General features: G+C 54.4%; 11 protein-coding genes and 1 pseudogene. 9 read left to right on the top strand and 3 right to left on the bottom strand.

Going from position 1 to position 13917, the window contains the following annotated elements; all coding sequences use genetic code 11:
• Window positions 1-9 precede the first annotated feature (9 nt).
• Entirely contained in the window at window positions 10-2094 is a 2085-nt protein-coding gene (locus tag MELB17_RS12545) for an EAL domain-containing protein (protein ID WP_007350620.1), read from the top strand.
• A gap of 14 nt (window positions 2095-2108) precedes the next feature.
• On the opposite strand, the gene serB is transcribed toward MELB17_RS12545, so the two are convergent.
• The 3 genes and pseudogenes from serB to MELB17_RS25635 form a co-directional block, all read right to left on the bottom strand.
• A complete protein-coding gene (gene serB / locus MELB17_RS12540; protein ID WP_007350619.1) occupies window positions 2109-3356 on the bottom strand; it encodes a phosphoserine phosphatase SerB in 1248 nt (415 codons plus the stop codon).
• Window positions 3349-5655, bottom strand: a complete 2307-nt coding sequence (gene parC / locus MELB17_RS12535; RefSeq protein WP_007350618.1) for a DNA topoisomerase IV subunit A — start codon at window positions 5653-5655, stop codon at window positions 3349-3351. Before parC ends, serB begins: the two co-directional genes overlap by 8 nt.
• 340 nt (window positions 5656-5995) lie before the next feature.
• Window positions 5996-6106 (bottom strand): annotated as a pseudogene (locus MELB17_RS25635) (IS5/IS1182 family transposase); the annotation flags it as partial.
• A 411-nt stretch (window positions 6107-6517) separates the two neighbouring features.
• On the opposite strand from MELB17_RS25635, the gene MELB17_RS12525 reads away from it, so the two are divergent.
• The 8 genes from MELB17_RS12525 (at window position 6518) to MELB17_RS12490 (ending at window position 13862) form a co-directional block, all read left to right on the top strand.
• The gene (locus MELB17_RS12525; protein WP_007350617.1) at window positions 6518-7402 is read left to right on the top strand and encodes a LysR family transcriptional regulator; all 885 of its coding nucleotides are present in this window, start codon (window positions 6518-6520) and stop codon (window positions 7400-7402) included.
• 117 nt (window positions 7403-7519) lie between these two features.
• The gene (locus MELB17_RS12520) at window positions 7520-8323 is read left to right on the top strand and encodes a putative hydro-lyase (RefSeq protein WP_036184670.1); all 804 of its coding nucleotides are present in this window, start codon (window positions 7520-7522) and stop codon (window positions 8321-8323) included.
• Window positions 8324-8353: 30 nt separating this feature from the next.
• Window positions 8354-9418 (top strand): TRAP transporter substrate-binding protein, encoded by a 1065-nt coding sequence (locus MELB17_RS12515; protein WP_007350615.1) that lies wholly within the window; start codon window positions 8354-8356, stop codon window positions 9416-9418.
• A gap of 64 nt (window positions 9419-9482) precedes the next feature.
• Window positions 9483-10079, top strand: coding sequence for a TRAP transporter small permease subunit (locus MELB17_RS12510; protein WP_007350614.1), 597 nt, complete (start codon window positions 9483-9485; stop codon window positions 10077-10079).
• Window positions 10076-11359: a TRAP transporter large permease gene (locus tag MELB17_RS12505; protein WP_007350613.1), complete on the top strand. Its 1284-nt coding sequence runs from the start codon at window positions 10076-10078 to the stop codon at window positions 11357-11359. Before MELB17_RS12510 ends, MELB17_RS12505 begins: the two co-directional genes overlap by 4 nt.
• Window positions 11360-11395: 36 nt before the next feature.
• Window positions 11396-12073, top strand: a complete 678-nt coding sequence (locus MELB17_RS12500) for a DUF2848 domain-containing protein (protein WP_007350612.1) — start codon at window positions 11396-11398, stop codon at window positions 12071-12073.
• Window positions 12070-13437: an amidase gene (locus MELB17_RS12495; protein WP_007350611.1), complete on the top strand. Its 1368-nt coding sequence runs from the start codon at window positions 12070-12072 to the stop codon at window positions 13435-13437. Before MELB17_RS12500 ends, MELB17_RS12495 begins: the two co-directional genes overlap by 4 nt.
• An 83-nt stretch (window positions 13438-13520) precedes the next feature.
• Window positions 13521-13862 carry a hypothetical protein gene (locus MELB17_RS12490; RefSeq protein WP_157133291.1) on the top strand — a complete coding sequence of 114 codons (342 nt, stop codon included), beginning with the start codon at window positions 13521-13523 and terminating at the stop codon, window positions 13860-13862.
• Window positions 13863-13917: the final 55 nt, after the last annotated feature.

Genomic DNA, 13917 nt, shown 5'->3' with positions numbered 1-13917 from the left:
TGTCGAGTCATGCAGAAGAAAGCCTCCACCGTTCATATGCTTATTCTGGATCCGTCACTGAATGATGCGGAAAACCTGATCAGCCTGTTACGCAACTCCGGTCGCGCTACCCGGGCCCATCGCATTACCTCCGAGGAAGACCTCGAAGAGGCCCTCAAAAATGGCAACTGGGACATAATGCTGGCGCGTGACACTGAACAGGAATGCCCGGTAGACGCAGCCTTAGCCATGTTGCGGCGGCTTGGCAAAGACATTCCCTTCATATTGCTGACCGATGACTACGACGCGGCCCGCGCCACGGCCGTTCTTAAAGCCGGCGGACAAGATACAGTACCCTACACTGAACAGGCGCTGCTGGTGCTGGTCGTGAATCGCGAACTGATGGACCTTGACGAGCGCCGCCGCCGACGGCTTTTGGAATCTCACCTGCGCGAAGCCGAACAACGCTGCCAACGCCTGTTGGAAAGCTCAAAAGACGCCATTGCCTATGTCATTGAAGGCATGCACGTTTACGCCAACGAATCCTATCTGGAGTTTCTGGGTTACGACGACATCGACCAGCTGATGTGTATCCCGGTACTGGACACCCTCGGCAGCCAGAGCCAAGACGACTACCGCCAACTGATCAAGGGCTTTGCCGACCAAAGCAACGAACGGGTTAGCCTAAAAGTGACCGCGCGGCGCAGTGACAGCCACGAACTGACCGCCAATATGCAGGCATCAGCCGCTACCTTTGACGGCGAACGCTGTACCCAGATTGTGCTACGGCCGGAACACAACGGCGAAGAACTGGAAGAAAAGCTGAGGCAAATCAGTAATCAGGACCTGCTTACCGGCCTGTATAACCGTCCATTCTTCATGGCCTCGCTAGCGGAAGCTATTACCCAAGCCGGCGCCAGCAGCGAATCTGGCTCGCTGGCTTATATTTCATTGGATAACTTCGCGCCGCTGAAGCGGGACGTTGGCATTACAGGCGTCGATTTTCTGCTGCGCGATCTGGCCACTCTGCTGCGCGAGCAGGTAGGTGCAGACATGACCTTGGCGCGCCTGGGTGACGACTCGTTCGCACTGCTGTACCTGCCGTACAGCGAAAATGACATGGTCAGCCTGGCACAGAAAATCTGTACAGCCATTGAGGGTTCGCTGTTCGATGTCGACGGCCACTCGGTGCAGCTCACCGTGAGTATCGGCGTTGCGGCCGTCACCGAAAAGGCGCCCAAAGCCGAAGAGTTGATGGCCCGCGCGCACCGCGCTTCAGCCGAACTGAAAAAACAGAACGAGCAGACCCACGGCAACGGCGTGCGGGCACACAATGCCGCCGAACACCGAATACTCAACGATAGCACCGCCATAGACGGCATACATCGTGCGCTGGACAACGATCAGTTTCGCCTGCTATTCCAGCCTGTTATCAATCTGCGCGGGGAAAATGAAGAACACTACGAAGTTTACGTACGCATGCTGGACGACAAAGGCGAAGAGGTTTCGCCCTACGACTTCTTGCCACCCCTAGGGCCCACAGACACGGCTATGAAGGTCGACCGTTGGGTCTTTTTGCAAGCCATAAAAAAACTGGCTGCGCGCCGTGTGAAGGGCCAGAACACCCGGCTATTTCTGAACGTGACCGCCGAAACCCTGCACGACAAAACCTTCACACCCTGGCTCAGTGTGGCTCTGAAAGCTGCACGCCTGCCTGGTGACACGCTGATATTCCAGCTCCGCGAATGCGACGCCAATAATTTCACAAAACAGGCAAAGGACTTCGCAAAAACTCTGCACCAGCTGCATTGCAAGGTGTCCATCACCCAGTTTGGCTGCGCCTTGAACCCGTTTCATGCGCTCAACCATATCGACACCGACTACGTAAAAATAGACGGCTCGTTTACCGAGGAGCTGCAGAATGATCACAACGCCCGCGAACATCTCAAGGAAATGGTGCAGTCACTGCAAAGCGCCGGCAAGCTGTCGATTGTGCCGTTGGTAGAAAGCGCCGGCATACTGGCAACCCTGTGGCAGGCCGGGGTAAATTACATTCAGGGCTACTATTTACAACCGCCCACGCCCGAAATGACCTACGATTTCAGCGACAACTGATCCCCAGGCACTAGTTATAGCCCTGTGTCATGGTCCCGTGGCGGTTGCACCTGTTGATTGGTTTCGCTTTCACGAAAGCCAATCAGGTACAGAATGGCGTCTAGTCCGAGTGTTGAAATGGCGTGGCGGGCAGATTCCTTCACCACGGGTTTGGCACGAAACGCCACGCCCAATCCAGCTTCGCTGAGCATGGGCAAATCATTAGCGCCGTCACCCACTGCGATCACTTGTTCGTGGGAAATGCGTTCTTTTTTCGCAATTTCCAGCAATAGTTCGGCCTTGCGCGCACCGTCTACAATGGCGCCAGACACCCGGCCGGTTACCTTACCGTCCACAATCTCCAATTCGTTGGCGTAAACATAATCAATGCCCAGTTGGCGCTGAAGGTTGCGGGCGAAGTAGGTAAAGCCTCCCGACAGAATCGCAGTCCGGTAACCCAACGCCTTCAAGCTTCGAATAAGGTGCTCGGCGCCTTCTGTCATCTTCAAGCGCGCTGCAACCCGCTCCAGAACCGACTCATCCAGCCCCTTCAACAGCGCAAGACGCTCGGCAAAGCTCTGGCTGAAATCCAGTTCACCTTGCATGGCGCGCTCGGTGATGGCCGCCACCTGAGGCCCTACACCAGCCTCCAGCGCCAACTCGTCAATCACCTCGGCTTCAATCAGGGTGGAATCCATATCGAATACCACAAGGCGGCGGTTGCGGCGGAAAATAGAATCTTCCTGGAACGCAATATCCACGTTCATCTCGCTGGCCAGATGCAGAAAGTCGGCTCTCAACTGCGCCAGATTGTCTGGCGTACCACGCACGGAAAATTCTACACAGGCAGTGCGGTTTTCATCCACGTTCAGTGACGGCCGCGCCGATAGGCGCGTGATGTTGTCGATATTGAGCTGGTGGCGCGCGGTAATCGCCGACACCCGCGCAATCTGCTCGGCGGTTATGTCCCGCGCCAGCAACGTTACAATGTAGCAGGCGCGGTTGCGGCCCTGAGCCCACTGTTGGTATTCCTCGGGCGTAATCGGCGCAAACCGCACCTGCAAATCCAGGGCGTGCAAGCAAAATAAAAGATCACGGATCACCGGTGACGAGTGCGACGCATCAGGAATCTGGATCAGAATCCCCCACGTCAGGTAATCGTGAATCACCGCCTGGCCGATATCCAGAATGCGCACCTCGTACTGGCCCATGATACCGGTAATCTCGGAGGTCAGGCCGGGCTTGTCGCGCCCGGAAACGTTGATCAGAACCAGTTCACTCACTGTCTGCTTGCTCCTGTTGATGGGCCGCACCGGTTGCCGCCACCACCACAATACCGTCAACTCGCTGCAGGCCCCGTGGCAACTTGTGGCCTCGACGGCCACGCTCGCCCAGATAATGCTCAAGATCGCTGAACTGAAGGCTCATTTTGCGTTTTCCGGCGTGGATTTCGAGCTGGTCGCTGTGGGCGAATACCGCCACCGCTACCACAAACTCATCACGGGACTGCACCCGCGCCGAAGGAATACTGATCAACTTGTTGCCTTTGCCTTTGACCAGTTCCGGCAGTTCTGTGAGCGGAAACACCAACATCCGGCCTTCGTTAGACACCGCGGCCAAGTATAGGGTTTCGCGGCTTTCAGGCGCCATCACCGGCACCATCACCGGCGCCATAAGGTGGGCACCCTTAGGCACACTGACCAGAGTCTTACCGTTGCGATTCTTGCTCAGCATGTCACCCAGCGAGGTTGCAAAGCCATAACCTCCATCGGTCACCAGCACCACCTTGCGCTGGCTGTCGCCCATCAGCAAGCCGCAGAATTGAGCGCCCGGCGGCGGGTTGATGTGCCCGCTCAGCGGTTCGCCCTGACCTCTCGCTGACGGCAGGCTGTGAGCCATCAGGGCGTAGGCGCGCCCGGTCGAGTCAAGAAAAATAACCTGCTGGTTATTGCGCCCGTGTGCCTGCAAAGAAAACTTGTCACCGGCCTTGTAACTCAGACCCAGCGGATCGATATCGTGGCCTTTGGCCGCTCGCACCCAGCCTTTTTCAGACAGCACAACGGTGACCGGATCGTTGGACACCAGGTCAATATTACTAAACGCCCGCGATTCGCCACGTTCTACGATCGGTGAACGGCGGTCATCGCCGTAAGTTTCGGCATCTTGCTGTAATTCAGTTTTAATCAACTGGCGCAGCTTTTTCTCAGAACCCAGAATGGATTGCAAGTGGTCGCGCTCGATAGCCAATTCATCCTGTTCGCCACGAATTTTCATCTCTTCCAGCTTCGCCAGGTGGCGCAGCTTCAGCTCAAGAATTGCCTCGGCTTGGTCCGCCGACAACGAGAACCGAACCATCAACTCGGCTTTAGGCTTGTCCTCATAGCGGATAATTTCGATTACTTCGTCCAGATTCAGATAAGCAATCAGCAGCCCTTCCAGCAGGTGAAGTCGGGCCAGCACTTTATCCAGCCGGTATTGCAGGCGCCGGATAACCGTGGCACGGCGGAAGGTCAGCCATTCAGTCAGCAACTGCACCAAGCCTTTCACCCCTGGGCGGCCATCGTTACCAATCACATTAATATTCACCCGATAAGGCTTTTCCAAATCGGTACTGGCAAACAGATGCGCCATCAGGCCTTCGGCGTCTACCCGGTTTGAACGGGGCACAATCACCAGCCTGGTGGGGTTTTCGTGGTCTGACTCATCGCGCAAATCTGCCACCATTGGAAGCTTTTTGGCCTGCATCTGCTGGGCAATCTGCTCCAGCACCCGGTTACCGGATACCTGATGGGGCAAATCAGTGATCACCAAGTCGCCGCCTTCATTCACCCAGCGCGCACGCATGCGCAGCGAACCGCGACCGGTTTCGTACATTTGCAGCAGGTCTTTGCGCGGGGTAATAATTTCCGCTCGAGTGGGATAATCCGGGCCCTGGATGTATTCGCACAGCTGTTCTACCGTGGCATCGGGCGCGCTCAGCAGGTGAACACAGGCAGCCGTAACTTCGCGCACGTTGTGCGGCGGTATGTCGGTCGCCATGCCCACGGCAATGCCCGTGGTGCCGTTGAGCAACACATGGGGCAAGCGCGCCGGCAGTATCGAAGGTTCGTCCATGGTGCCATCAAAGTTGGGCACCCAATCAGCCGTACCCTGGCCCAGCTCGCTAAGCAGCACATCGGCAAATCGCGCCAGGCGGGATTCGGTGTAGCGCATGGCAGCGAACGACTTTGGATCATCTGGCGAGCCCCAGTTGCCCTGGCCATCCACCAGCGGGTAGCGGTATGAAAATGGCTGCGCCATCAACACCATGGCTTCGTAACAGGCGCTGTCGCCGTGGGGGTGGAATTTACCCAGCACGTCGCCCACGGTGCGAGCAGACTTTTTGTATTTGGACGTCGATTTCAGGCCCAGTTCCGACATGGCGTAAATAATGCGCCGCTGAACCGGCTTCAGCCCGTCCCCGACATTGGGAAGAGCACGATCAAGAATGACGTACATGGAGTAGTCAAGATAGGCTTTTTCCGTATAGTCCCTGAGCGCAACCCGCTCAAAGCCTTCATCCGTTGTCTGAAACTCTGGCATGGATGCCTCTTTTTTGCCCGTACTGCCTAATGTTTAAGGAGCCCGTGATGCTACCCTGTGCGCTCGGAATAATCACGACCCGTTAGCGCGAAACATTATATGGAGCAGCACGCGGATACACCAATAACCTGTGGCTCCGCGCATCAAAGCCTTTGGCCAGACGACGCCTGGCCAAAGGCCAAGCGCTCAAAAAATTGTATAGCCCTCTCCAAACAGGCGGCATTTCATCAATTTCCCAACGCACAATCAGAATTCTGCAGACAAAACGCATTTTTTGGCGCATTTTCCGCCCTTTCGGCAGAGTTTAGGCACACTGATACCGCTTCAGTCTCCGTGCCAGTAAAAGATTGGCCCAAGGCACAACGTGCTCCACTTCTGCAAGGAACCGCTCACGGCGAGTGGTCTTTCTTTTGGCAGAATATTTAGCTTGGGCGAAACTCGTTTGCTGCATGGCAGTTCCTGGTCAAGGTAGTGGCAGAAGCCCTTATTTTACTGGAAACTGTGTCAATGAGGAATTAATCAGCGTTTCCTTAAGTGACTGCTCTAGACTCACTGAGTACATTTAAACCCTTACAGAAAAAGATAAATAGCGGTTAAAAATATTACGTTTAGAAAACTCTCATTATAGTAAAACTCCGACGGAGTTATGCTCGGTCGATTGATCGTTAAGCCATCTCATAAAAAGTGAATGGTTGAATTATTCACCTGCATATAATGAGAAAGGCTTTAGAAAGAGTATAATATTGGACGCATCTTCGGTCATGAAGGCATCTTTTCGCTCAGCCCAACTGAGCAGCGCATCGTAGATGCTTGGCGCGATCATCGCGCTGATAATTAATCGGCAGATAAAGAGAGTTTTATTTTGAATATCAAGGCGTTAGAAACTTTTTTTTGGATTTCAAAACTAGGCAGTTTTCGAGCCGCAGCGAAAAAATTGTACGCGTCACAACCGGCTATTTCTGCACGCATTTCAGGCCTTGAGGATGAGCTTGGTATTGAGCTTTTTGACCGCTCGGGGCGCAATGTAGTACTGACGTCAAAAGGTCGGCAGGCTTTGTTTTACACCGAAAAAATTCTGCAACTCCACGCGGAATTACTGGAAGCCGTTGCAAGCTCTGACACCATTAAGGGCAGCATTCGTTTGGGTGCTGCGGAAACGATTGCATACACCTGGCTGCCTGAACTGATAGAGCGAATTAATGAAACCTACCCAGCTATTAACCTGGAATTGGATATTGATATTTCGGTCAATCTTGCGGAGAAGCTGATAAAACGAGAAATTGATATTGCCTTTCTGATTGGAGAAGTGAAACAGGAGGGCTTCTTTTGTACCCCGTTTTATAATTACCCGCTAATATGGGTTGTCAGCCCGAAACTGACGTTACCCCCTGAACCCGTAAGCCTTTTTGATTTGGCAAAACTGCCGATTATCACTTACCCCAGAATGAGCGAACCCCACGTAAACATTCGCGCTCTGGTCAATGAAATGAGCAATTCCGCTCAGATTCATTCTAGCTCGTCTTTATCCACCATCATCCGCATGGCTCTGGATGGGATCGGGGTGAGCGCATTGCCCAAAGAAATTATCAAAAGAGAGCTTGCGAGTGGGCAACTCCGCGAGTTTCAAGTTGAGGCCAGTATTCCCAATCTGATTTTCAATATGGCCTATTGCGCTGCTCCGGGTGCCAATGTTGTGCGGGCCGTGGCAGACCTTTCGCTCAAAATTGTGACGCAGAAATCGCTCTAAAAACCTCCCTCTTTCGCTAACTGATCAGTTTTTTCGATCAAAGTTGATATTAAAATTCGATTTGTACTTATCATTGTTTCTGCGCTAATTTAATGAAAAGTAAACTAGGGCAGAAAAATGGTTGCTACAGATCACCCTCAAATTTTTTCAAGACCAAATGACGTCAGGCTCGCTGCACGTAATGGTTCCTATGTTGGCCCGACCGCAGGTATGGCGAGCAGATTTGTGCAAGTTAACCTGGTCATACTACCGGAAGAACAAGCCAATGGTTTTCTGCGTTTCTGCCAGGCAAATCCCAAGCCCTGCCCGGTACTAGCGGTCAGTGAGCCGGGAAGCAGGCAATGCAATGCGCTAGGTGACGATCTGGACATTGCTCGTGATGTGCCTTCTTACCGGGTTTATCGCAATGGAAAATTCGCCAGTACGCAGAACGACGTTGCGGACGTGTGGCGCGATGATCTGGTTACCTTTGCCCTGGGTTGTTCATTCAGTTTCGAACATGCTTTGCTGCAAAATGGCGTGCCGGTGCGGCACATAGAGGAAGGCCGCAACATTCCCATGTACAAAACGTCGATTCCGCTGCAACCGGCTGGGGGGTTCAGTGGCAACATGGTTGTATCCATGCGCCCTTTCAAGGCTGCCGAGGCCATTCGAGCTATTCAAATTACCACGCGATTTCCTCAGACCCACGGCGCTCCGGTACACCTTGGCGATCCATCACTCATTGGTATCGCGAATCTGGGGTCACCGGAATACGGCGACGCGGTTTCGGTAGCAGATGATGAAATACCTGTGTTCTGGGCTTGTGGTGTTACGCCGCAGCAGATCCTTATGGACTCGGGCATCGAATTTGCGATCACTCACACCCCGGGTCACATGCTGGTTACGGATATCCCCGAAAGTCAGATAACTTTGTTTTAACCCTACAACAATGAAAAAAGGAACGTGGCAATGATTAAAAGAACCTATCTTGCATCTGCAATTACCGCCGCACTGATGGTAGCAGCGCCCCAGGCGATGGCTCAAAACCTGGACAAGACCAGCATTGCCTATGTTGGAAGTTGGAGCAGCCTCTCTTTGTATAAGAATTTTGAAAAACCCTTTTGGGAGACACATGTACCCGAAGCTTCCGCTGGAAACATCTCAACCCAAGTATCTACCTTTGACCAAATGGGCCTGGGTGGCGGTGAGGTGTACCGTTTGATGGCGCGCAACGTTATCGAAGTAACCTCCACTGTTGCGGATTACGCGGTTGCGGATGCCCCCGAGCTTGAAGGCCTCGATATGCCAATGATGGCTCCGGATGTGGAATCGGCGCGGAAAATAGCTAACGCCTATCGCCCCGTTCTGACCGATGCCTTTGCCGAGCGTTTTGACAATGCAAAGCTGCTTGCCATTGTGCCGTATCCGTCCCAGGTGGTGTTCTGCAATACAGAAATTAACGGGCTGCTGGATCTTAAAGGCAAGAAAGTTCGCGCCAGCGGGCGCACCACGGCAGAGTTTCTGCAAGCCATTGGCGCTGAAGGCATAACCCTGAATTTCAGCGAAGTGCCAGGTGCTTTGCAACGTGGTGTTATTGACTGTGCAGTGACCGGATCGCTCTCGGGTTACAGTTCAGGCTGGCATGAGGTGACCACGCATCTTTACCCGCTGCCTGTCGGCGGCTGGGATCATGTAATAACCGCGATGAACGGCAAAAAGTGGGCGTCCTTGTCTGAGGAAACTCAGGAATGGCTGCAGAATGAAATTCAGGTCAACTATGAAAACCCGGTTTGGGAGTCTGCCGTAGGTGAGACTCTCGAAGGCATCGCTTGCTTGACCGGCCAGGGCGAGTGTTCGCGCGGCGAGCCTGGAGACATGGTTCTGGTTAAAACCACTGATGCAGACTTCACCGAAGTATCTCGCCATCTTCAAGAAACATTGCTGCCCAACTGGGCAAACCGTGTTGATCAGCGCTGGGTTGATCGCTGGAATGAGACTATCGGCGAGGTAACTGGCCTTACTGCAAAAAAATAAGGCGTTGGTTAGCTGATGGAGCCAGGGCTGCCTAGTGCAGCCCTGGCTCGCCCTGGAGAATTCTATGTTGCAACAGATTAATAGCGGTCTTGATCGAATACTTGTCGGTGTAGACACAGGTTCGTTATGGATGGCGCGGGCAGGAGGCTTACTGATTCTTCTGACGGTCGGCCTGGTAACAACAGAAGTGCTTTCGCGTCAGTTTTTCGGTCGGTCTGGTGTTCACGCGACCGAGATAACCGGCTACATCATGGCCATCAGCTCAAGTTGGGCTTTCGCTTACACCTTGATGCGCAAAGCTCACATCCGCATCGATGCTCTGTACCTGACGCTTCCCACGAGTGTGCGTAGCGTGCTTGATCTCATTGCGCTGTTGTCTCTGGCGCTTTTTTGCATTCTGGTTGTTGGTGCGGCGTTTGAAGTGACCCAGCTGTCATTTACCGGGGGCGCCAGAGCGAATACGCCTCTTGGCACGCCTATTTGGATACCCCAACTGCTTTGGCTGATTGGCCTGGCCTGGTTTGGCCTTGCTGTTGTTCTGCTATCTCTTCGTGTGCTGTTTGGTTTGTTAAGCGGCAACATGGAAGACGTGCAAAGAATTGCCGGCAGCCCAACGCTGGATGAGCAGGTTGCTGAAGAGAATAGGGAAACGGCCTCATGATTCTTATTTCGCTGGTTGTTCTGTTGGTTCTGCTGATTTTGAGCGTTCCGGTTGCCGCCACATTGATTGTGCTGGGGCTGTTTCTGGATGAGTTCTTTTCTCCCTTCCCGCTGGTTAACGCGATGGGGGATGTGCTGTGGTCGGCTTCCGACAGCTTTCTGCTGATCGCAATCCCACTGTTTATATTGCTGGGCGAAATACTGGTTCGCACCGGCATCGCCAAGAGCACTTACCGGGCGCTTGAAAGCTGGCTGTCTTGGCTACCTGGCGGTTTGCTGCATGCCAATATTGCTACTGCCACGCTGTTTTCCGCAACGTCAGGCTCCAGTGTTGCGACTGCGGCCACCATTGGCACGGTTGCCATTCCGCAAGGCAAGGCGATGAATTACGACCCCAAGCTTTTCACCGGTTCGATTGCGGCTGGTGGCACTTTGGGAATCATGATCCCTCCGTCGATTAATCTGATTGTTTACGGCTTTTTGACCGAAACGTCGATTCCCAAATTGTTTGCGGCTGGGCTGGTGCCAGGCTTGCTGCTGGCATTGCTGTTTGCCGTAGGCACGGCGTTGATTTGCCTGTGGCGGCCATCGCTTGGCGGGCCTAGCACCTATCACAGCTGGCGCGAGCGTTTTGTCGGCCTTATCAGCCTGGTTCCGGTGTTGGGGCTGTTTGGTATTGTCGTCGGCTCGATTTATGCCGGTTGGGCAACGCCCACCGAGGCGGCCTCTCTGGGTGTTATAGGCGCGCTGCTGATTGCTTTATTCATGGGTAAGCTCAGCGGCCGTGTGGTTATGGAAGCTCTTGAGGGCACCATGCGCACAACCGGCATGATTGTGTTGATTATCATCGCTTCGTATTTTCTCAACTTCGTACTGGCCTCAGCGGGGATCACCCGGGAACTGAGTTCGTTTCTGGAGTCAGCCGGGCTTGGGCCTTATATGACGCTGCTTCTGATTATTGGCCTGTACATAGTGCTGGGCTTTTTCATCGAGACCCTGTCGTTGATGGTTATTACCATCCCGATTGTCGCACCGGTCATTATTGCCCTGGGTTTTGATCCGGTCTGGTTTGGCATCTTGCTGATTCTGCTGATTGAAATGGCTTTGATTACACCGCCGGTGGGTCTCAACCTGTATGTGGTACAGAGCGTTCGTAAGGGCGGCTCGTTCAACGATGTAATGATTGGCGCCATGCCCTACGTGGCCTTCATGATGATTATGGTCGTGCTGCTTGTCGCCTTCCCATCGCTGGCTTTGTATCTGCCCGAAATACTGAACTGATTATTCACCCATAAATAGCAATAACAGGATTCGTTCATGACAACATTTTATATGGTAGATACCGATGAAGCTCTTGAGGTCGACATCCAAGAGCTGATTATTGCCGGATGGGCCGGCCGTGAGCAGGCGGGAATTGATGAGCACATTGAAGAACTCAAGGCGATTGGTGTAACCCCGCCTTCCAGCACGCCTTTGTTCTACCGGGTAGCGGCGGATCAGCTAACCACGGCGGCGACCGTTCAGGTATTGGGTGGCGAATCCAGCGGTGAAGTAGAAGTTGTGTTGATAGGAGCCCCGCAGGGCACGCTCGTTAGCATTGGCTCTGACCATACCGACCGCGAAGCCGAAGCCTGGTCAGTGGCACATTCCAAGCAGGTCTGCGCCAAGCCGGTGAGCAGACAGGTATGGACGCTGGAAAGCGTGATTGATCATTGGGATCAGCTGACCATGGCCTCCTACGCAACGTTCAATGGCGAAGAAGTGCTTTATCAGCAAGGCGGCGTAACTGGGTTGTTACATCCCCAGGAGCTCCTACGCCGGTTTGGTCTGGACCAAACCCAGCTTGCTCCTGGCCAGGCCATGCTCTGTGGCACCTTGCCGGTCATTGGTGGTGTGCGCCCGTCCGAAGCCTTCCGTGTGGTGCTTGAGGACCCGGTAACCGGCCGCAAAATCGAGCATTTCTACAACACAAATACATTATCGGTGGTGAAATGATGCAGCAGCCGGGCCTCGCTCCTGTAGATTTGGGGAAAGCGACGGTGGCCTCTTTGCTGGCGGATATAGGTCAGAAAAAATGGCAGGCAAGCACTCTTCTGGAAGCTTGCCTGACCAATGCCGATCTGCACGATGACCCTCGCAATCAGGTGTATACAGCCCGTTTTGATCCTACCGCGAAAGCCGAAGCGGCGGCCATTGATGCTCTCCAAAAAGGTGGCGTGCCGCTGGGTGAGCTGGCCGGGTTGCCGATCGCACTCAAGGCTCTGTTTGATGTGGCTGGTGAAGTGACCCACTCGGGATCCAAGTGGTGGAAGCAGATAGCGCAAAGTGACGCGCTGATTGTGTCCCGCTTGCGCAGTGCGGGTGCGGTGGTTACCGGGCACACCAATATGACAGAATTCGCCTATTCCGGGCTGGGGCTTAACCCCCACTATGGATCGCCGGCAAACCCCCTGGCCCCCGGGCGCATCTGCGGTGGTTCGTCGTCGGGAGCGGCGTCGGCGGTGGCTCAGGGCATGGCGGTTGCGGCGATCGGCACCGATACCGGTGGGTCGGTGCGTATTCCGGCGGCGTTCTGCGGCTTGGTCGGGTTCAAACCGTCCCAGCAGCGCATACCCCGGCAGGGTGTATTTCCGTTATCTAACACTCTGGATTCCATCGGTCCAATTGCCCGCAGCGTTGAGTGTTGCGCTCGTATTGACGCGGTGCTTGCTGGCCAGCGCTGGCAACCCAGCGCGCCTGTGGGCCTTCGCGGTCGCCGCTTTGTGGTGCCCACCAATTTCATGTTGGACGATGTGTCAGTGGCGGTTTCGGCCGCTTTCTCCCGCAGCCTTCAGCAATTACGCGACTGCGGTGCCCAGATTGTAGAGGCGCCAGCGCCGGTGTTGGATGCACTTCCCGAACTGCTGGCTGGCGGCGGATTTACCGCGGCGGAAAGTTACCATATCCATCGGGACTGGTTGCAGCAGCATGGCGACGAATACGATCCCCGTGTGCGAATGCGTATGGAAAGGGGCGCGGGTATCAGTGCCGCGGACTATCTGGAACTGGTGCGCTGCCGGGCCGCGCGCATAAAACAGGCCGATGAGTGGCTTGCATCTTACGATGGGCTGCTTGCGCCTACTGTTCCTATTGAGCCGCCGCTGCTGACAGAGCTTGAGACCGACGAAGATTATGCGCGCCTGAACCTGTTGATTTTGCGTAATCCAACGGTGGCAAACCTGCTGGATTTGTGTGCGATCACCTTACCTAATCATCGCTCCGGTGATGTCCCCAGTGGGCTTATGCTGGTCGGTCGCAATGGTGCTGACACCGCATTGCTGAACACGGCTCAGGCAATGGAAAAGGGTCTAGAGCCATAATACTGGTGGTTATTGCAGTCAAACTGATTGCCAGGTCGGGGTGGTTTGACCTGCTTTTGCGTGGTTTATTGGCCGGGGTGCTGGTGAGTATAGCGACAACCGTTGCTGCCAAGTCTGGCCCGCTGCTGTCCGGAGTGCTGGTCGGCTTCCCCATAGGGCTATTTACAATTGGTTGGACTCTTCACGAGCGTTACGGCTCACATGTGGCACGGGCAACCGTGACCATTGCTCAAAAAGGCATGCTAAGCCTGGTTGCCTTCAGTGTGGTAGTTGCGCTTACGGTGGATAAGCTGGTGCCCATGACGACCTTCACAGTGGCACTGCTGGCTTCGCTGGCTGTCAGCGCCGCTCTGTTTCTGATCAGTCAGCGGCAGCATCGACGCGCTTTTGCCCGTGAGGCAGCCATAGACGCGCGTGCGGGATAGCAGCAACGCTCCCTTTGCCGCCGCCATCTACGACTATTAAAGATCAACCATTAGC

Source organism: Marinobacter sp. ELB17 (genome assembly GCF_000169375.1).
Lineage (GTDB): Bacteria > Pseudomonadota > Gammaproteobacteria > Pseudomonadales > Oleiphilaceae > Marinobacter.
The sequence above is the reverse complement of the archived record's forward strand: the minus strand, read 5'-3'. Positions and strand labels throughout refer to the sequence as shown.

Bases quoted from the DNA above. Each gene is read 5' to 3' on its own strand.
- MELB17_RS12520 (WP_036184670.1), top strand. From the start codon at position 7,520: ATGGTTGCTACAGATCACCCTCAAATTTTTTCAAGACCAAATGACGTC.
- parC (WP_007350618.1), bottom strand. From the start codon at position 5,655: ATGCCAGAGTTTCAGACAACGGATGAAGGCTTTGAGCGGGTTGCGCTC.
- MELB17_RS12515 (WP_007350615.1), top strand. From the start codon at position 8,354: ATGATTAAAAGAACCTATCTTGCATCTGCAATTACCGCCGCACTGATG.
- MELB17_RS12505 (WP_007350613.1), top strand. From the start codon at position 10,076: ATGATTCTTATTTCGCTGGTTGTTCTGTTGGTTCTGCTGATTTTGAGC.
- MELB17_RS12510 (WP_007350614.1), top strand. From the start codon at position 9,483: ATGTTGCAACAGATTAATAGCGGTCTTGATCGAATACTTGTCGGTGTA.
- MELB17_RS12545 (WP_007350620.1), top strand. From the start codon at position 10: ATGCAGAAGAAAGCCTCCACCGTTCATATGCTTATTCTGGATCCGTCA.
- MELB17_RS12495 (WP_007350611.1), top strand. From the start codon at position 12,070: ATGATGCAGCAGCCGGGCCTCGCTCCTGTAGATTTGGGGAAAGCGACG.
- MELB17_RS12500 (WP_007350612.1), top strand. From the start codon at position 11,396: ATGACAACATTTTATATGGTAGATACCGATGAAGCTCTTGAGGTCGAC.